The sequence below is a fragment of the Streptomyces exfoliatus genome (assembly GCF_000725545.1).
GTDB lineage: Bacteria > Actinomycetota > Actinomycetes > Streptomycetales > Streptomycetaceae > Streptomyces > Streptomyces exfoliatus.
Map to the genome: position 1 here is coordinate 541,452 of NZ_JNZP01000001.1, position 18,708 is coordinate 560,159.

General features: G+C 71.0%; 15 protein-coding genes. 14 read left to right on the forward strand and 1 reads right to left on the reverse strand.

Translation table 11 applies throughout. The features are described from left to right. Positions 1 to 139 precede the first annotated feature (139 nt). A complete protein-coding gene (gene uvrA / locus IO20_RS0102475) occupies positions 140 to 3,211 on the forward strand; it encodes an excinuclease ABC subunit UvrA (RefSeq protein ID WP_030547109.1) in 3,072 nt (1,023 codons plus the stop codon). A 104-nt stretch (positions 3,212 to 3,315) separates the two neighbouring features. Next, positions 3,316 to 3,756 carry a Rieske (2Fe-2S) protein gene (locus tag IO20_RS0102480; RefSeq protein ID WP_030547108.1) on the forward strand — a complete coding sequence of 147 codons (441 nt, stop codon included), beginning with the start codon at positions 3,316 to 3,318 and terminating at the stop codon, positions 3,754 to 3,756. Between the two features lie 38 nt (positions 3,757 to 3,794). Here the strand turns inward: IO20_RS0102480 and IO20_RS0102485 are convergent, their stop codons facing one another. After that, on the reverse strand, positions 3,795 to 4,724 hold the full coding sequence (locus IO20_RS0102485; RefSeq protein ID WP_030206013.1) for a hypothetical protein: 930 nt from the start codon (positions 4,722 to 4,724) through the stop codon (positions 3,795 to 3,797). 232 nt (positions 4,725 to 4,956) lie between these two features. Between IO20_RS0102485 and IO20_RS0102490 the strand changes: the two genes are divergently transcribed. From IO20_RS0102490 to IO20_RS0102545, 12 genes are all read left to right on the forward strand, one after another. After that, positions 4,957 to 5,541 (forward strand): papain-like cysteine protease family protein, encoded by a 585-nt coding sequence (locus tag IO20_RS0102490; protein WP_030547107.1) that lies wholly within the window; start codon positions 4,957 to 4,959, stop codon positions 5,539 to 5,541. Positions 5,542 to 5,546: 5 nt separating this feature from the next. Further along, on the forward strand, positions 5,547 to 6,347 hold the full coding sequence (locus IO20_RS0102495) for a hypothetical protein (RefSeq protein WP_030547105.1): 801 nt from the start codon (positions 5,547 to 5,549) through the stop codon (positions 6,345 to 6,347). Between the two features lie 113 nt (positions 6,348 to 6,460). Further along, positions 6,461 to 8,437 (forward strand): excinuclease ABC subunit UvrC, encoded by a 1,977-nt coding sequence (gene uvrC, locus IO20_RS0102500; protein ID WP_030547103.1) that lies wholly within the window; start codon positions 6,461 to 6,463, stop codon positions 8,435 to 8,437. Continuing rightward, on the forward strand, positions 8,434 to 9,423 hold the full coding sequence (rapZ, locus tag IO20_RS0102505; RefSeq protein WP_030547101.1) for an RNase adapter RapZ: 990 nt from the start codon (positions 8,434 to 8,436) through the stop codon (positions 9,421 to 9,423). The genes uvrC and rapZ overlap by 4 nt, the downstream gene beginning before the upstream one ends. Next, a complete protein-coding gene (locus IO20_RS0102510) occupies positions 9,420 to 10,445 on the forward strand; it encodes a gluconeogenesis factor YvcK family protein (protein ID WP_030205999.1) in 1,026 nt (341 codons plus the stop codon). Before rapZ ends, IO20_RS0102510 begins: the two co-directional genes overlap by 4 nt. Further along, positions 10,436 to 11,425 carry a DNA-binding protein WhiA gene (whiA, locus tag IO20_RS0102515; protein WP_030205996.1) on the forward strand — a complete coding sequence of 330 codons (990 nt, stop codon included), beginning with the start codon at positions 10,436 to 10,438 and terminating at the stop codon, positions 11,423 to 11,425. Before IO20_RS0102510 ends, whiA begins: the two co-directional genes overlap by 10 nt. A 162-nt stretch (positions 11,426 to 11,587) precedes the next feature. Continuing rightward, positions 11,588 to 14,539: a M14 family metallopeptidase gene (locus IO20_RS0102520; RefSeq protein WP_030547098.1), complete on the forward strand. Its 2,952-nt coding sequence runs from the start codon at positions 11,588 to 11,590 to the stop codon at positions 14,537 to 14,539. A 218-nt stretch (positions 14,540 to 14,757) separates the two neighbouring features. Beyond that, on the forward strand, positions 14,758 to 15,768 hold the full coding sequence (gap, locus tag IO20_RS0102525) for a type I glyceraldehyde-3-phosphate dehydrogenase (protein WP_030205989.1): 1,011 nt from the start codon (positions 14,758 to 14,760) through the stop codon (positions 15,766 to 15,768). A 104-nt stretch (positions 15,769 to 15,872) separates the two neighbouring features. Then, a complete protein-coding gene (locus IO20_RS0102530) occupies positions 15,873 to 17,084 on the forward strand; it encodes a phosphoglycerate kinase (protein ID WP_030547095.1) in 1,212 nt (403 codons plus the stop codon). Between the two features lie 7 nt (positions 17,085 to 17,091). Then, positions 17,092 to 17,868, forward strand: a complete 777-nt coding sequence (tpiA, locus tag IO20_RS0102535; RefSeq protein WP_030547093.1) for a triose-phosphate isomerase — start codon at positions 17,092 to 17,094, stop codon at positions 17,866 to 17,868. Between the two features lie 97 nt (positions 17,869 to 17,965). After that, positions 17,966 to 18,196: a preprotein translocase subunit SecG gene (gene secG, locus IO20_RS0102540; RefSeq protein WP_024758014.1), complete on the forward strand. Its 231-nt coding sequence runs from the start codon at positions 17,966 to 17,968 to the stop codon at positions 18,194 to 18,196. Positions 18,197 to 18,273: 77 nt separating this feature from the next. Next, positions 18,274 to 18,609: an RNA polymerase-binding protein RbpA gene (locus IO20_RS0102545; RefSeq protein ID WP_071891222.1), complete on the forward strand. Its 336-nt coding sequence runs from the start codon at positions 18,274 to 18,276 to the stop codon at positions 18,607 to 18,609. The last annotated feature ends 99 nt before the right edge of the window (positions 18,610 to 18,708 follow it).

The following is an 18,708-nucleotide window of genomic DNA, read 5'->3' on the forward strand; positions in this document are numbered from 1 at the left end:
AAGACCGGAAATCGAATGTGCGTGCTATAAGCTCGAGGGAAGCATCCGGCATCCTTGAAGTGTTGGGTGTGCAGACACCTCTGCTCCGAAGACTTCAGCTCTGAAGACATTCGCTCTCTGAAGAAAGGTGCGGACCGGCGTGGCCGACCGTCTCATCGTCCGTGGCGCTCGTGAGCACAACCTCAAGAACGTCTCGCTCGACCTCCCGCGTGACTCCCTGATCGTCTTCACCGGGCTCTCGGGGTCGGGCAAGTCCTCCCTCGCGTTCGACACGATCTTCGCCGAGGGGCAGCGCCGCTACGTCGAGTCGCTCTCCTCGTACGCCCGGCAGTTCCTCGGCCAGATGGACAAGCCGGACGTCGACTTCATCGAAGGTCTGTCGCCCGCCGTCTCCATCGACCAGAAGTCGACCTCGCGCAACCCGCGCTCGACGGTCGGCACCATCACGGAGGTCTACGACTACCTCCGCCTGCTCTTCGCCCGCATCGGCAAGCCGCACTGTCCCGAGTGCCGCCGGCCCATCTCCCGCCAGTCGCCGCAGGCCATCGTCGACAGGGTCCTGGAGCTCCCCGAGGGCAGCCGTTTCCAGGTGCTCTCCCCGCTCGTCCGCGAGCGGAAGGGCGAGTTCGTCGACCTCTTCGCCGACCTCCAGACCAAGGGCTACAGCCGTGCCCGGGTCGACGGGGTGACCGTGCAGCTGAGCGAGCCGCCGACCCTGAAGAAGCAGGAGAAGCACACGATCGAGGTGGTCGTCGACCGCCTCACCGTGAAGGACGGCGCCAAGCGCCGTCTCACCGACTCCGTCGAGACGGCGCTCGGACTCTCCGGCGGCATGGTCGTGCTCGACTTCGTCGACCTCGCGGAGGACGACCCCGAGCGCGAGCGGATGTACTCGGAGCACCTCTACTGCCCGTACGACGACCTGTCCTTCGAGGAGCTGGAGCCGCGCTCCTTCTCCTTCAACTCGCCCTTCGGCGCCTGCCCCGACTGCACCGGCATCGGCACCCGCATGGAGGTCGACCCCGAGCTGATCGTCCCCGACGAGGACAAGTCGCTCGACGAGGGCGCCATCCACCCCTGGTCGCACGGCCACACCAAGGAGTACTTCGGCCGGCTCATCGGCGGTCTCTCCCAGGCCCTCGGCTTCCGCACGGACATCCCGTACGCGGGACTGCCGCAGCGCGCCAAGAAGGCCCTGATGCACGGCCACAAGACCCAGGTCGAGGTCCGCTACCGCAACCGGTACGGGCGCGAGCGGGCGTACACCACCCCGGCCTTCGAGGGCGCCGTCTCCTTCGTCAAGCGGCGCCACACCGAGGCCGAGAGCGACTCCAGCCGCGAGCGCTTCGAGGGCTACATGCGCGAGGTGCCCTGCCCCACCTGCGAGGGCACCCGGCTGAAGCCGATCGTGCTCGCGGTCACGGTGATGGACAGGTCCATCGCCGAGGTCTCCGCCATGTCGATCAGCGACTGCGCCGAGTTCCTCGGCCGCCTGACGCTCAACGCGCGGGACAAGAAGATCGCCGAGCGGGTCCTCAAGGAGGTCAACGAGCGGCTGCGCTTCCTCGTCGACGTCGGCCTCGACTACCTCTCGCTCAACCGCGCCGCGGGCACCCTGTCCGGCGGCGAGGCCCAGCGCATCCGGCTCGCCACCCAGATCGGCTCCGGCCTCGTCGGCGTGCTGTACGTGCTCGACGAGCCGTCCATCGGCCTCCACCAGCGCGACAACCACCGGCTCATCGAGACCCTCGTACGCCTCCGCGACATGGGCAACACGCTCATCGTCGTCGAGCACGACGAGGACACCATCAAGGTCGCCGACTGGATCGTCGACATCGGCCCCGGCGCCGGCGAGCACGGCGGCAAGGTCGTCCACACCGGCACCCTGAAGGAGCTCCTCGCCAACGAGGAGTCCATGACCGGGCAGTACCTGTCCGGCCGCCGGTCGATCCTCACCCCGGACATCCGCCGCCCGGTGGACCCCGGGCGCCGGCTCACCGTGCACGGGGCCCGCGAGAACAACCTGCGGGACATCGACGTCTCCTTCCCGCTGGGCGTCCTCACCGCCGTCACCGGCGTCTCCGGATCCGGCAAGTCGACCCTGGTCAACGACATCCTCTACACGCACCTGGCGCGCGAGCTGAACGGCGCCAAGTCGGTGCCCGGGCGGCACACGCGCGTGGACGGCGACGACCTCGTCGACAAGGTCGTGCACGTTGACCAGTCCCCGATCGGCCGCACCCCCCGGTCGAACCCGGCGACCTACACCGGCGTCTTCGACCACGTCCGCAAGCTCTTCGCCGAGACGATGGAGGCCAAGGTCCGGGGGTACCTGCCCGGCCGGTTCTCCTTCAACGTCAAGGGCGGCCGCTGCGAGAACTGCTCCGGCGACGGCACGATCAAGATCGAGATGAACTTCCTCCCGGACGTCTACGTCCCGTGCGAGGTCTGCCACGGCGACCGGTACAACCGGGAGACCCTGGAGGTCCACTACAAGGGCAAGTCCATCGCCGAAGTCCTGAACATGCCGATCGAGGAGGCGCTGGACTTCTTCGAGGCCGTCCCGACCATCGCCCGCCACCTGCGGACGCTCAACGAGGTCGGCCTCGGTTACGTCCGGCTCGGCCAGTCGGCGCCGACGCTCTCCGGCGGTGAGGCGCAGCGCGTGAAGCTCGCCTCCGAGCTCCAGAAGCGCTCGACGGGCCGCACGGTCTACGTCCTGGACGAGCCGACCACCGGTCTGCACTTCGAGGACATCTCGAAGCTGATCAAGGTGCTGTCCGGACTGGTCGACAAGGGCAACTCGGTGATCGTCATCGAGCACAACCTCGATGTCATCAAGACCGCCGACTGGGTCATCGACATGGGCCCCGAGGGCGGCAACGGCGGCGGCCTGGTCGTCGCCGAGGGCACCCCGGAGGAGGTCGCCTCGGTCTCCACCAGCCACACCGGCAAGTTCCTCCGCGAGGTCCTCGGCGCGGACCGGATCAGCGACGCCGGAGCGACCGTTCCCGCGGCCCGGGGCGCGAAGACGGCGGCGAAGAGGACGGCGGCGAAGAAGGCCCCGGCCAAGAAGGCCCCGGCCAAGAAGGCGACCGCCGCGGACGCGACCGCCACCAAGGCGGCCGCGCCCGCCAGGAAGACGGCCGCGAAGGCGACCGCCACGAAGGCCGCGGCCAAGAAGGCGACGACCCGGGCCCGCAAGGCCTGACGTCCGAGGCAGGGCCCCCACCGGGGGCCCTGCCTCAAGCCTGCCCGCCGCCGCCGGTATCGTCGGTTCGGTCACGCCTTGCCCCGATCCACCGTGGAGCGCCCATGTCCGGCCAGTCCAGCCGCCGCACCGTACTGAAAGGCGCCGCCCTCGCCGGTGCCGCCGGGCTGGGAGTCACCGCCTGCTCCACCGAGTCCAACCTCGGCCACGCCCAGGTGCCGACCCCGACCGCCCCGGTCACCCTCGGCGCCCCGGACGAGGTCCCGGTCGGCGGCGCCAAGCTCTACCGCGAGCAGCGGGTCCTGGTGAGCTGCCCGGCCAAGGGCCAGTACAAGGCGTTCAGCGCCCAGTGCACCCACGCCGGCTGCGTCCTCGACAAGATCGAGAACAACGAGGGCAACTGCCCCTGCCACGGCAGCCGCTTCGACGTGACGACCGGCAAGGCGCTCAAGGGCCCGGCCACCGTCCCGCTCCCCGAGGTCGCGGTCCGCGTCGAGAACGGCAAGCTGATCGCCGGACCCGAGGCGACGACCCCCAAGGCCTGAGCCCGGGCCGCACGGTTCGCAGGCTCCCGCCAGGCGCGCTACGTCCAGTCCCAGTCGATCCCCAGGATCCCCGGGCGCACCCCCTGCTCCACGACATGCACCGTGCGGTGCCGGCCGCTCAGGGTCAGCTCCGCACGGCCCCCGCGCGGCGCGCCCGTCGAGGCCTGCGCGAACCTCCGGCACCGCAGCGGAAGCGCCGCCTCGTCGAAGCGCACCTGCAGCACGTACTGCCCGCCCGCGAAGCTGAACCCGCGCACGTACTCCCGGCTCGGCCCCGCCGTACCGTCCTCGAAGCCGTACGAGAAGAGGTACGTGTCCCCGGCCCGCAGCCGCACGTCGAAGAGCAGCTCCGCGACGAGCACCCCCGTCCCGGCGTGCCACCGCACCCGCCCGGTCCTGCAGTTCTCCACCGCCCGCACCGCCACCCGCGACGGGTCGCAGCCGGGGTCCCCGTGGTGGATGGCGAGATAGCGGTCCACGCCGTCCCGGTGCGCCCGCACCACGTGCTGCGATTCGCGCCCCACCAGCTCCCGCCCCGCCCCGATCCGCACCCGCTCGTGGTGCCCGACGGTGTGCAGTCCGCCGTCCGTCGGCGTCTCGAGCTCGGCGAGCAGCTCCTCGACCGAGCCGGACGCCTCCACGAGGGAGCGGTACGAGCGGGCCGCCGGACGCTCCGCCTCGGCGCGCGCGACCGCGTCCTCCGCGAGCAACCGCAGCAGTGAGTTCCCGGGGAGCTGGAGCACCTCCTCCAGGGCGCGGACCGCTTTGAGGGACTCCGGCCGCTGCGGGCGGCGGGCGCCCTGCTGCCAGTAGCTCAGACTCGTCACCCCGACCTTGACCCCGCGGTGGGCGAGATGGTGCTGGACCCGCTGGAGCGGCAGCCCGCGCACGGCGAGCGCGGTGCGCAGCGCCAGATGGAAGGGGCCGGTGTGCAGCAGCCGCAGCAGATCGGCCTCGGTGTGGCTCACGAGGGCTCCTCGGTGAACATTCACGACGGGGGCGCGGACCGGTGCGCCGCGAGGGGCGGGCGGGCAGGTGGGCCGAGGGTGTCCGTTCACACCCGGGCCACACCGTTCACAGCCCGATGTCACCCCGCATTGAAGCGTGTTGACCAGATCAGGACAACGGCCGATGCTCCTGACCAGCGTCCGGACGCGCTCCTCCACCCCATCCCCACCCCCCACTCCAGGGAGGAACGCGATGCGCAGAAGAAAGCTGAACCTCGCGGCACTCGCCGCGGCCGCCCTCTTCCTCGTCCCCACCACCTCGGCCTCGGCGGCCCCCGTCGACGACACCGCCGTCCTCGGCTCCCACCGGCTGAACATCACCATGCAGGCCCAGCAGAAGACCAACTGGTGCTGGGCGGCGGGCGGCAACACCATCGCCACCTGGTTCGGCCGGAACCACAGCCAGAACCAGTTCTGCAACGCCGCCTTCGACCGCCGGCAGGGCTACGACTGCCCCAACTGGCAGGCCACGCTCGGCAACGTCCAGACCGGCCTGCGCTGGGCCGGGATCAACCCCGGCTCGTACGTCGACGGCTGGCTGCGCTACTCGACCGTGCAGACCGAGATCAACGCGAACCGGCCCGTCGAGACCCGCATCCAGTGGGCGGGCGGCGGCGGTCACATGCACGTGCTGTACGGCTACGACGACTCCGGCAGCTGGGTCTACTGGGGCGACCCCTGGCCCTCCAGCAACCGCTACAACTGGGCCTCGCACGCCTGGTACGTCGACAACGAGTCGTTCTCCTGGACCCACTCGCTCTACCGGATCGGGGCGTGACGACGATGAACGCTCGTGCCACGGGTGCCGGCCTCCTGGCCGCCGCGACCCTCGTCCTCCTCGGGACGCTCCCGGCGGCCGCCGCCGGGGGACCGCCGCCCGCGCCGACCCCCGAACTGGCCGCCTCGGCGCCCGGCACCCTGGACACCCTGGCCCGGTTCTTCGCCCGGGACGGGGCCGCCGCCCGCTCGGCGGCCGCGCCGCGCGTCGAGGGAGGGTCCGTCCCGGTACGGATCCTCTCCCCGGACTTCGTCGCGGGGAAGGCGGGTGCCCCGGTCGCCCGGACCGAGTTCCGCGCGAGCCGCGCCGTGGCGCCGGACGGGCAGAAGGCCTCGCTCTGGACGGTGAAGGGGGCCGGAGGCTGGCAGGTGGTGAACATCGCGACCGGCGACGACGAGATCCGCTTCGCGGAACAGGGCGGGCGTCTGCTGCCCGGCGGCCTCGTCTTCCGCGAGCCGCAGATCGACGCCTGGTACGTGCAGAAGGGCACGAAGGTGCTCCCGCTCGACGAGGACGCGATACGGGCCGTCGGCCGGAACGGGACGAGCCTCACCGCGTACCGGGACAGGGTCGCCCGCGCGTACGGCGACAAGCTGCCGGGTTCGGCGTACGCGGCGAAGGGCGCGGCCGGCGGGTACGCCCCGCAGGCCGCGGCACCCGGGCCCGCGTCCCGTACGGCCGCCGCACACGACGAGGCCGCCCTCACGGGCGCCTCCGCGGCGGCGGGTGCGGGCGCGCTCCTGGCCCTCGCCCTTACGGGCACGGTGCTCCTCCGGAGCCGTACCCGGAGCACCACGGAGGCCTGAGCGACCGGGCCCCGCGCCACCGGCCGGCAGTCACCCGCGCGAGGGGCGACCGCCGGCCGGTGGTCGGGTTGTGCGAGGCAGGGGTGTCGGTGCCCGCCAGTAGGGTGGGGAGCATGGCAGACCCCTCCAGCTACCGCCCCAAGCCGGGTCAGATCCCCGACTCCCCGGGGGTCTACAAGTTCCGCGACGAGCACCGCCGCGTGATCTACGTGGGGAAGGCGAAGTCCCTGCGCCAGCGGCTCGCCAACTACTTCCAGCCGCTCGCGAGCCTGCACCCGCGCACGGCCACCATGGTGACCACCGCCGCCTCCGTCGAGTGGACCGTCGTGTCGACCGAGGTCGAGGCGCTGCAGCTGGAGTACTCCTGGATCAAGGAGTACGACCCCCGGTTCAACGTGAAGTACCGGGACGACAAGAGCTACCCGTACCTCGCGGTCACCATGAACGAGGAGTTCCCGCGCGTCCAGGTCATGCGCGGCCACAAGAAGAAGGGCGTGCGCTACTTCGGGCCGTACGCGCACGCGTGGGCGATCCGCGAGACCGTCGACCTGATGCTGCGGGTCTTCCCCGTCCGCACCTGCTCGGCGGGCGTCTTCCGGAACGCGGCCTCGGCCGGCCGCCCCTGCCTCCTCGGCTACATCGGCAAGTGCTCGGCCCCCTGCGTCGGCCGGGTCACCCCCGAGGAGCACCGCGAACTCGCCGAGGAGTTCAGCGACTTCATGGCCGGCCGTACCGGGACCTACATCCGCCGTCTCGAGAAGCAGATGATGCTGGCCGCCGAGGACATGGAGTACGAGAAGGCCGGTCGGCTGCGCGACGACATAGAGGCGCTGCGCCGGGCCATGGAGAAGAGCGCGGTCGTGCTCGCCGACGCCACCGACGCCGACCTGATCGCCCTCGCGGAGGACGAGCTGGAGGCCGCGGTGCAGATCTTCCACGTGCGCGGCGGACGCGTCCGCGGCCAGCGCGGCTGGGTCACCGACAAGGTCGAGGCCGTCGACACGGCCGGCCTCGTCGAGCACGCGCTGCAGCAGCTGTACGGCGAGGAGAGCGGCGACGCGGTCCCCAAGGAGGTCCTGGTCCCGGCGCTGCCCGAGGACGCGGAGGCCGTCACCGCCTGGCTCACAGGCCGCCGCGGGTCGAACGTCTCGCTGCGGATCCCGCAGCGCGGCGACAAGAAGGACCTCATGACGACGGTCGCGCGCAACGCCCAGCAGGCGCTCGTGCTGCACAAGACGAAGCGCGCCAGCGATCTGACCACCCGCTCCCGGGCCCTGGAGGAGATCGCCGAGGCCCTGGACCTGGAGTCGGCGCCGCTGCGGATCGAGTGCTTCGACATCTCGCACCTCCAGGGCGAGGACGTGGTCGCCTCGATGGTGGTCTTCGAGGACGGACTGCCCCGCAAGAGCGAGTACCGCCGCTTCCAGATCAAGGGCTTCGAGGGGCAGGACGACGTCCGGTCCATGCACGAGGTGATCGGCCGCCGCTTCCGGCGCTATCTCGCCGAGAAGGAGAGGACGGGGGAGTGGGATCCGGAGGGCGTGGTCGAGGACCCGGAGGAGACCGGGCGGCCCAAGCGCTTCGCGTACCCGCCGCAGCTCGTGGTGGTCGACGGCGGGCAGCCGCAGGTCGCCGCCGCCCGGCGGGCCCTGGACGAGCTGGGCATCGATGACATCGCGGTCTGCGGGCTCGCCAAGCGTCTCGAGGAGGTCTGGCTGCCCGGCGACGACGACCCGGTCGTGCTGCCCCGCTCCAGCGAGGGCCTGTACCTCCTTCAGCGCGTACGTGACACGGCTCACGACTTCGCCATCCGCTACCAGCGGTCCAAGCGGACGAAACGCATCCGGACCAGCCCTCTCGACGAGGTCCCCGGTCTGGGTGACACCCGGAAACGCGCGTTGATCAAGCATTTCGGCTCGGTGAAGCGGCTCCGGCAGGCGACAATCGAGCAGATCTGCGAAGTTCCCGGCATGGGCCGGAAGACCGCGGAAGCGGTCGTCGTGGCCCTCGCCCAGGCGGCCCCGGCCGCACCCGCCGTGAACACGGCGACAGGAGAGATCATGGACGACGACGGGGGCGGCACGGCATGACCGCGCACGAGCAGCAGGACCGGCACGATGAGCAGGACGCGCAGGACCAGCATGACAGGGAAGGCGGAGCAGGAGACGTGAGTACGGGCACGAAGGAGACCCCCGGCGACAACGGCGCCGAGGCGGCCATCCCCGAACTGGTGATCATCTCCGGCATGTCCGGAGCGGGCCGGTCCACCGCGGCGAAGTGCCTGGAGGACCTCGGCTGGTTCGTCGTGGACAACCTCCCGCCCGCGCTGATCCCCACCATGGTGGAACTCGGAGCCCGCTCCCAGGGCAACGTCGCCCGGATCGCCGTCGTCGTGGACGTCCGCGGCCGGCAGTTCTTCGACAACCTCAGGGAGTCCCTCGCCGACCTGGACGCCAAGCAGGTCACCCGCCGCATCGTCTTCCTGGAGTCGTCCGACGACGCCCTGGTCCGGCGCTTCGAGTCGGTCCGCAGGCCCCACCCGCTCCAGGGCGACGGGCGGATCACCGACGGCATCGCCGCCGAGCGCGACCTGCTGCGCGAGCTGCGCGGCGACGCCGACCTGGTGATCGACACCTCCAGCCTCAACGTCCACGAGCTGCGCGCCAAGATGGACGCCCAGTTCGCCGGCGACGAGGAGCCCGAGCTGCGGGCCACCGTGATGTCCTTCGGCTTCAAATACGGCCTGCCGGTCGACGCCGACCTCGTCGTCGACATGCGCTTCCTGCCGAACCCGCACTGGGTCCCCGAGCTGCGCCCCTTCACCGGCCTCAACGAGGAGGTGTCGAACTACGTCTACAACCAGCCCGGCGCCAAGGAGTTCCTCGACCGCTACACGGAGCTGCTCCAGCTGATCGCCGCGGGCTACCGCCGCGAGGGCAAGCGGTACGTGACCATCGCCGTGGGCTGCACCGGCGGCAAGCACCGCTCCGTGGCCACCGCCGAGCGCCTCGCCGCCCGCATCGCCGCCGAAGGCGTCGAGACCGTGGTCGTCCACCGGGACATGGGGCGCGAGTGAAGCCGTACCGACGGCGCGCCTCCACCCTCACGGCGCGGCGCACGCTCCGCAGGCGCGGCGCCCAGCCCAAGGTGGTCGCGCTGGGCGGCGGCATGGGCCTCTCGGCCTCCCTCGCCGCCCTCCGCCGGATCACCGGCGACCTCACCGCCGTCGTCACCGTCGCCGACGACGGCGGCTCCAGCGGCCGGCTCCGGGAGGAGCTGGGCGTGCTGCCCCCGGGAGACCTCCGCAAGGCGCTCGCCGCGCTCTGCGGCGACGACGACTGGGGCCAGACCTGGGCCAGGGTCATCCAGCACCGTTTCCAGTCCAAGGGCGAGATCAACGGCCACGCCGTCGGCAACCTGCTGATCGTCGCCCTCTGGGAGCAGCTCGGCGACCCCGTGCAGGCCCTGGACCTGGTGGGCCGGCTGCTCGGCGCCCAGGGCCGGGTGCTGCCCATGTCCGCCGTACCCCTGGAGCTCCAGGCCCTGGTCAGGGGCCATGACCCGGAGCGGCCGGACGACGTGGACACCGTGTGCGGTCAGGCGACCGTGGCGCTCACCCCCGGCGAGGTGCAGTCCGTGCACCTCGTGCCGCACGACCCGCCGGCTGTGCCGGAGGCGGTCGAGGCGGTCCTGGACGCGGACTGGGTGGTGCTCGGTCCCGGCTCGTGGTTCTCCTCGGTGATCCCGCACCTCCTCGTGCCCGAACTGCTCGACGCCCTGGCCACGACGAAGGCCCGGAAGGTGCTGTCGCTGAACCTCGCGCCGCAGCCCGGAGAAACCGAGGGCTTCTCCCCGCAGCGTCATTTGGAGGTTTTGGGACGACACGCCCCTAAACTCGCCCTGGACGTGGTGCTGGCCGACGAGGCCGCCGTGCCCGATCGCGAGTCCCTCTCCGATGCCGCCAAGCGGCTCGGTGCCGCGGTCGAGCTGGCGCCGGTGGCCGGGCCCGACGGCTCCGCGAAGCATGACCCGGAGCTGTTGGCCGCCGCGTACGACCGTATTTTTCGGATGCATGGAAGGATCGGCCCATGGCGATGACGGCAGCGGTGAAGGACGAGATCTCCCGGCTTCCCGTCACCCGGACCTGCTGCAGGAAGGCAGAGGTCTCGTCGATCCTGCGGTTCGCGGGCGGGCTGCACCTGGTGAGCGGCCGCATCGTGATCGAGGCGGAGCTGGACACGGCGATGGCGGCGCGCCGCCTCAAGCGGGACATCATGGAGATCTTCGGGCACAGCTCGGAGCTGATCGTGATGGCCCCCGGCGGCCTGCGGCGCGGCTCGCGCTTCGTCGTGCGGGTGGTGGCGGGCGGCGACCAGCTGGCCCGGCAGACGGGTCTCGTGGACGGCCGAGGCCGCCCCATCCGGGGCCTCCCCCCGCAGGTGGTCTCCGGCGCGACCTGTGACGCGGAGGCGGCCTGGCGCGGCGCGTTCCTCGCGCACGGCTCCCTGACCGAGCCCGGCCGGTCCTCCTCCCTGGAGGTCACCTGCCCGGGTCCCGAGGCGGCGCTCGCCCTCGTCGGCGCGGCCCGCCGGCTCTCCATCGCGGCGAAGGCCCGCGAGGTACGGGGTGTGGACCGGGTCGTCGTCCGTGACGGCGACGCGATCGGCGCCCTCCTCACCCGGCTCGGCGCGCACGAGTCGGTGCTCGCCTGGGAGGAGCGGCGGATGCGGCGCGAGGTCCGCGCCACGGCCAACCGCCTGGCCAACTTCGACGACGCCAACCTGCGCCGCTCGGCCCGCGCGGCGGTCGCCGCAGGGGCCCGGGTGCAGCGCGCCCTGGAGATCCTCGGCGAGGAGGTGCCCGAGCACCTCGCCGCGGCCGGCCGGCTCCGCATGGAGCACAAGCAGGCCTCCCTGGAGGAGCTGGGCGCGCTCGCCGACCCGCCGCTGACGAAGGACGCGGTGGCCGGCCGGATCCGCCGGCTGCTCGCCATGGCCGACAAGCGGGCGCAGGACCTGGGCATCCCCGGGACCGAGTCCAACCTGACGGAGGAGCTCGACGACAGCCTCGTCGGCTGAGCCGTTCCGCCCCGAACGGAACCTCGAACTCCGAGCTGCCGGTGCCCTTCTGAGGCACCGGCAGCTTTTTCGTACCGCCGCGAGGCACCCTTGACAGGCCCATGGGTGCCCATGAGCCTGGCGTCTGTTCACCTTCGGGGCAGACAACAGCAAGGGGGGCTCATGAGACGCAGAGCGAGATCGATCCTCGCCGCGGCTTCACTGCTGATCGCGGGCATGGCGGCGGCACCCGTCGCCGGAGCGCAGCCCGACGACCGGGACGGCGGCGACGCCTTCTCCGTATGGCGTGCCGAAGTCACCAAGGAGCAGGTCCCGCTGCTCCTGGAAGCCGGTGCGGACGCCCACGAGATGACCGAACAGGTCCCCGACAAGGGTTCCGCGACGGTCGAGCTCTTCCTCACCGGCCGGCAGGCCGGACACCTGCGCGGCCAGGGCGTCGAACTCGCCCGGCACAGCCTGACCGCCCAGGCCGAGCGGCGGGTGGCCGCCGCGGGAGACGGGGTCTTCCGCCCGTACAGCGGCCCGGGCGGGCTCGAGCAGGAGATCCGGGACACCGCCCGGGCCAACCCCGGCATCACCAAGGTCGTCTCCATCGGCAAGAGCCTCAAGGGCCAGGACATCCTCGCCGTCAAGGTCAGCAAGGGCGCCCAGCGGGTCAAGGACGGCACCAAGCCCGCCACGCTGTACCTGTCCAACCAGCACGCACGCGAGTGGATCACCCCGGAGATGACCCGGCGGCTGCTCCACCACTACCTCGACGGCTACGGCAAGGACGAGCGGATCACCCGGATCGTCGACACCACCGAGCTGTGGTTCGTGCTCTCCGCCAACCCGGACGGCTACGACTTCACGCACGCCGCCCCCGCGAACCGTCAGTGGCGCAAGAACCTCCGCGACAACGACGGCGACGGGAAGATCGCCCCCGGCGACGGCGTCGACCTCAACCGCAACTTCGCCTACAAGTGGGGCTACGACAACGAGGGTTCGTCGCCCGACCCGGCCGACGAGACCTTCCGCGGCACGGGCCCCATGTCGGAGCCCGAGACCAAGGCCCTCGACGCCTTCCAGAAGCGGATCGGCTTCGCGTACGGCATCAACTACCACTCGGCCGCCCAGCTCATCCTGTACGGCGTCGGCTGGCAGGTCGCCACGGACACCCCCGACGACGTGGCCCTCAAGGCCCTCGCCGGCACCCCGCAGAACCCGGCGGTGCCCGGTTACCGGCCGCAGGTCTCCTCGGAGCTCTACATCACCAACGGCGAGGCGGACGGACACGCCGCCAACGTCAACGGGATGCAGATGTTCACCCCGGAGATGTCGACCTGCGCCACCGCCTCCCGGGTCGACCCGAACGACGCCTGGAACCCGGCCGACTGCGCGTCCGTCTTCACCTTCCCGGACGACGAGAAGCTGATCCAGGCCGAGTTCGCCAAGAACATCCCCTTCGCGCTCGCCGTCGCCGAGACCGCCGCCCACCCGGACCGGCCCGTCTCCCCGGTCGGCATCGACGCCCCCGACTTCACCCCGAAGACCTTCACCACCTCCTACGCCCGCGGCGAGGAGCAGGAGGTCGCCGTCACCGCCCGCAAGTCCCTGCGCGGCAAGACCCTGAAGTACCGGATCAACGGCGGCCGCACCCACAGCGAGGAGCTCGACGCCTGGAAGGGCGGCGAGACCTTCGGCGGCGAGGACAACCTCTACTTCGACGAGTACCGCGCCGAGGTCGAGGGCGCCAGGACCGGCGACTCCGTCGAGGTCTGGTTCACCGCCCGCACCCGCGAGGGCCGGACCACCGCCTCCGCCCCCTTCACCTACAAGGTGGCCGAGCGCCCCCGCGGCGACGTGCTCGTCCTCGCGGAGGAGGGCGGCACCACCGCCGCCCGGCACACCGCCGCGTACGTGAAGGCGCTCGCCGACAACGGCCGCAGGGCCGCCGTCTGGGACGTCGCCACACAGGGCACCCCCGACGCCCTCGGCATCCTGTCCCACTTCCGTACGGTCGTCTGGTACACCGGCGCCGAGGCGCCCTCCGGCACCACCCAGCTCGCCGTGCGGGCCTACCTCAACGAGGGCGGCAAGCTGATCAACGCCGGTGAGAAGTCCGGCGGCCTGACCCGGATCGGCCGGGCCGAGTCCAACGACTTCGCCCAGTACTACCTCGGCGCCTACCACCGCGCGGGCCTCAAGAACCCCCCGGCCTTCGCGGGCACCGGAGCCCTCGCGGGCGCCGGCGCGAGCCTCGCCGGCGCCGCCGACAACCCGCTCGACCACGCCGGCGCGTACACCGTCACCTCGGACACGCTGCCGCCCGGGGAGTTCCCGCAGTTCGCGAGCAGCGCCTCGGCCGGTGACTACCCGGGCATCCGCATGCCCTTCGAGCCCGCCGAGGGCACGTCCTTCGCCGCCGTCAAGCACGCCGACAACACCTGGGCGCGGCTCAGCAGGACCGTCGACCTCACCGGCGTCGCGGCCGGCGCCGCCCCGCGCCTGGACTTCCAGGTCAGCTACGACACCGAGCCCGGTTACGACAACCTCGTCGTCGAGGCCCACACCGTCGGCCAGGACGACTGGACGACCCTGCCCGACAGCAACGGCGGCACCTCCGCCGAGCCCCCGGCCGACTGCGGCGAGGGCTACTACGTCCGTGGCCACCCCTTCCTCGCCCACTACCTCACCGTCGGCGAGGACGGCTGCGCGGCGACCGGCACCACCGGCTCCTGGAACGCCTTCACCGGCCCCTCCAACGGCTGGCGGCAGGCCTCCGTCGACCTGAGCGCCTGGGCGGGCAAGCAGGTCGAGCTGTCGATCTCGTACGTCTCCGACCCCGGTACGGGCGAGATGGGCGCGTTCGTCGACGACACCCGCCTCGTCACCGGGACCACCACGGAGGCGGAGGGCTTCGAGACCGCCCTCGGCGCGTGGACCGTACCGGGCGCTCCGGACGGCAGCCCCGGCAACGGCGCCGACTGGACGCGCTCCGCGGCGCTCTTCCACTCGCAGGCCGCCGTCACCACCCGTGACACCGTCCTCCTCGGCTACGGCCTGGAGCACGTGCCCGGTGCGGCGGACCGGGCACGACTCGTCCGCAGCGCCCTCGGGGTGCTCCGCCGCTGACGGAGAGTAGTCGGGACAAAGGTCCCACGACGGCCCGTACCCGCCGGTAGGTACGGGCCGTCGGCCCCCCACCCTCACTTTCCGGGCTCGTCCGGATGCGCTGGATGTCACTCCCGGCTCCCTGGAGAGGTAGGGTCGTAAGCGGTCGGGGACATCCCTAAAAACAAAAATCTCGCCGGCGTCGAGCACACCGGCGTACCTAACGAGGAGATCGGTTCGTGACGATCCGCGTAGGCATCAACGGCTTTGGCCGCATCGGCCGGAACTACTTCCGCGCGCTCCTTGATCAGGGTGCTGACATCGAGATCGTGGCCGTCAACGACCTGGGTGACACCGCGACCACCGCGCACCTGCTGAAGTACGACACCATCCTGGGGCGCCTCAAGGCCGAGGTCACCCACACCGCCGACACCATCACCGTCGACGGCCGCACCATCAAGGTGCTCTCCGAGCGCAACCCTGCCGACATCCCCTGGGGTGAGCTGGGCGTCGACATCGTCATCGAGTCGACCGGCATCTTCACCAAGAAGGCCGACGCCGAGAAGCACATCGCCGGCGGCGCCAAGAAGGTCCTCATCTCGGCTCCGGCCAGCGACGAGGACATCACCATCGTCATGGGCGTCAACCAGGACAAGTACGACGCGGCCAAGCACCACGTCATCTCCAACGCCTCCTGCACGACGAACTGTGTCGCGCCGATGGCGAAGGTCCTCGACGAGAACTTCGGCATCGTCAAGGGCCTGATGACGACGGTCCACGCGTACACCAACGACCAGCGCATCCTGGACTTCCCGCACAAGGACCTGCGCCGCGCCCGCGCCGCCGCGGAGAACATCATCCCGACCACGACGGGTGCCGCCAAGGCCACCGCGCTGGTCCTCCCGCAGCTCAAGGGCAAGCTCGACGGCATCGCCATGCGCGTCCCGGTCCCGACCGGTTCCGCCACCGACCTCGTCGTCACCCTCGACCGCGAGGTCACCAAGGACGAGGTCAACGCCGCGTTCAAGAAGGCCTCCGAGGACGGCGACCTCAAGGGCGTCCTGGTCTACACCGAGGACCCGATCGTCTCCTCCGACATCGTCAGCGACCCGGCGTCCTGCACCTTCGACGCCTCCCTGACCATGGTCCAGGAGGGCAACACGGTCAAGATCCTCGGCTGGTACGACAACGAGTGGGGCTACTCCAACCGTCTCGTCGACCTCACCGTCTTCGTCGGCGGCCAGCTCTAAGCTTCAGGGCGGGCTTTCGATGTGAGCAGGGCTCGGGCAGCGCAACGCCGCGCTGTACGAGCCCTGTTTGTGTGCTCCACCGCGTACCAAGGAGTCTGTGACAGATGAAGACGATCGACGAGCTTCTCGCCGAAGGCGTCTCCGGCAAGCGGGTGTTCGTCCGCGCCGACCTCAACGTGCCGCTCGACGGCACCACCATCACCGACGACGGCCGCATCCGCGCCGTCGTCCCCACGGTCAAGGCGCTCGCCGACGCGGGCGCCCGCGTCGTGGTCGCCTCACACCTGGGCCGCCCGAAGGGCGCCCCGGACCCGGCGTTCTCGCTCGCACCGGCCGCCGCCCGCCTCGGCGAGCTGCTCGGCGCCGAGGTGGCCTTCGCGACGGACACGGTCGGCGACTCCGCCACCGCCACCGTCGCCGGCCTCTCCGACGGCCAGGTCGCCGTGATCGAGAACCTCCGGTTCAACGCCGGCGAGACCTCGAAGGACGACGCCGAGCGCGGCGCCTTCGCGGACCGTCTTGCCACCCTCGCCGACGTCTACGTCGGCGACGGCTTCGGCGCCGTGCACCGCAAGCACGCCTCGGTCTTCGACCTCCCGGCGCGCCTCCCGCACGCCGCCGGCTACCTCATCGCCACCGAGGTCGGCGTCCTGAAGAAGCTCACGGACGACGTCCAGCGGCCCTACGTGGTCGCGCTCGGCGGCGCCAAGGTCTCCGACAAGCTCGGGGTCATCGACCACCTCCTGGAGAAGGCCGACCGCATCCTCATCGGCGGCGGCATGGCGTACACCTTCCTCAAGGCCCAGGGCCACGAGGTCGGCATCTCGCTGCTCCAGGAGGACCAGATCCCGGCGGTCCTGGACTACTTGAAGCGGGCCAAGGAGCGCGGCGTGGAGTTCGTGCTCCCCGTCGACGTCCTGGTCTCGTCCGAGTTCCCTGACCTGAAGACCAAGGCCCCGGCCCACCCCACCACGGTCGCCGCGGACGCCATCCCGGCGGACGAGGAGGGCCTGGACATCGGTCCGGAGACCCGTAAGCTCTACGCCTCGAAGCTCGCCGACGCCGGCACCGTCTTCTGGAACGGTCCGATGGGCGTCTTCGAGCACCCCGCCTACGCCGAGGGCACCAAGGCCGTCGCCCAGGCGCTCCTCGACTCCCCGGCCTTCACCGTGGTGGGCGGTGGCGACTCCGCCGCCGCCGTCCGCATCCTGGGCTTCGACGAGACGAAGTTCGGCCACATCTCTACCGGCGGCGGCGCCTCCCTCGAGTACCTCGAGGGCAAGCAGCTCCCCGGCCTCGTCGCACTGGAGGACTGACCCACACATGAGCACCCGCACCCCGCTGATGGCGGGCAACTGGAAGATGAACCTCAACCACCTCGAGGCCATCGCCCACGTCCAGAAGCTCGCCTTCGCCCTGACCGACAAGGACTACGACGCCTGTGAGGTCGCGGTCCTGGTCCCCTTCACCGACCTGCGGTCCGTACAGACCCTGGTCGACGGCGACAAGCTGAAGATCAAGTACGGCGCCCAGGACCTCTCGGCGCACGACTCCGGTGCCTACACCGGTGAGATCTCGGGCTCGATGCTGGCCAAGTTCAAGTGCGCCTACGTGGCCGTCGGCCACTCCGAGCGCCGCCAGTACCACGCCGAGAACGACGAGGTCTGCAACGCCAAGGTGAAGGCCGCCTTCAAGCACGGCGTGACCCCGATCCTCTGCGTCGGCGAGGGCCTGGACATCCGCAAGGCCGGACAGCAGGTCGAGTACACCCTCGCCCAGCTCGACGGCGGTCTGAAGGACGTCCCGGCCGAGCAGGCCGAGACCATCGTGATCGCGTACGAGCCGGTGTGGGCCATCGGCACCGGCGAGGTCGCCACCCCCGAGGACGCGCAGGAGGTCTGCGGCGCGATCCGCGGGCGCCTCGCGGAGCTGTACTCGCAGGAGCTGGCCGACAAGGTCCGCATCCAGTACGGCGGCTCGGTCAAGGCCGGCAACGTGGCCGCGATCATGGCGCAGCCGGACGTCGACGGCGCCCTGGTGGGCGGCGCGGCGCTGGACGCCGACGAGTTCGTCAAGATCGTGCGCTTCCGCGACCAGTGAGTATGCGGTAGCGGAGTTACGTCGTACCCTAGCGGGGGTCGGGCAGGTGCCCGGCCCCCGTCCGTATAAGTCCGAGGAAGTTGGTCCAGCCGTGGTTATGGGGTTCTCGATCGCCCTGCTCGTCTTCAGCGGGCTGCTGATGCTGCTCGTACTGATGCACAAGGGAAAGGGCGGCGGTCTCTCCGACATGTTCGGTGGCGGCATGCAGTCGTCCGTCGGTGGCTCCTCGGTCGCCGAGCGCAACCTGGACCGGATCACCGTCGTGGTCGGTCTGCTCTGGTTCGCCTGCATTGTGGTACTTGGTCTCCTGATGAAGTTGGACGGGTAACTCCGAACACTGGACGCGCGTTGGGCCTTACGTAGACTGGGGCATCTTCGAGCACCATCACGCAGGGAGTTACGACCGTGGCAAGTGGCAACGCGATCCGGGGAAGCCGGGTCGGAGCGGGGCCGATGGGCGAGGCCGAGCGGGGCGAATCGGCGCCGCGCGCCCGCATCTCCTTCTGGTGCTCGAACGGGCACGAGACGCAGCCGAGCTTCGCCAGCGACGCGGCGATCCCGGAGACCTGGGACTGCCCTCGCTGCGGCTTCCCGGCAGGTCAGGACCGGGACAACCCGCCGGACCCGCCGCGCACGGAGCCGTACAAGACCCACCTCGCGTACGTGCGTGAACGACGCAGCGACGCGGACGGCGAGGCGATCCTCGCCGAAGCCCTCGCCAAGCTGCGGGGCGAGATCTGAGCGTGGTGTGACGGTGTGACGAACGGGCCTTGCCCGCGAACCCAGTTCGCGGGCAAGGCCCGTTCTGTGTTTCCCGGCGTTCCCGGCGTTCCCGGCGAC

Coding starts and splice junctions, on each gene's coding strand:
- IO20_RS0102480 (WP_030547108.1), top strand. CDS start 3,316: ATGTCCGGCCAGTCCAGCCGCCGCACCGTACTGAAAGGCGCCGCCCTC.
- IO20_RS0102490 (WP_030547107.1), top strand. CDS start 4,957: ATGCGCAGAAGAAAGCTGAACCTCGCGGCACTCGCCGCGGCCGCCCTC.
- IO20_RS0102495 (WP_030547105.1), top strand. CDS start 5,547: ATGAACGCTCGTGCCACGGGTGCCGGCCTCCTGGCCGCCGCGACCCTC.
- uvrC (WP_030547103.1), top strand. CDS start 6,461: ATGGCAGACCCCTCCAGCTACCGCCCCAAGCCGGGTCAGATCCCCGAC.
- rapZ (WP_030547101.1), top strand. CDS start 8,434: ATGACCGCGCACGAGCAGCAGGACCGGCACGATGAGCAGGACGCGCAG.
- whiA (WP_030205996.1), top strand. CDS start 10,436: ATGGCGATGACGGCAGCGGTGAAGGACGAGATCTCCCGGCTTCCCGTC.
- IO20_RS0102520 (WP_030547098.1), top strand. CDS start 11,588: ATGAGACGCAGAGCGAGATCGATCCTCGCCGCGGCTTCACTGCTGATC.
- IO20_RS0102530 (WP_030547095.1), top strand. CDS start 15,873: ATGAAGACGATCGACGAGCTTCTCGCCGAAGGCGTCTCCGGCAAGCGG.
- tpiA (WP_030547093.1), top strand. CDS start 17,092: ATGAGCACCCGCACCCCGCTGATGGCGGGCAACTGGAAGATGAACCTC.
- secG (WP_024758014.1), top strand. CDS start 17,966: ATGGGGTTCTCGATCGCCCTGCTCGTCTTCAGCGGGCTGCTGATGCTG.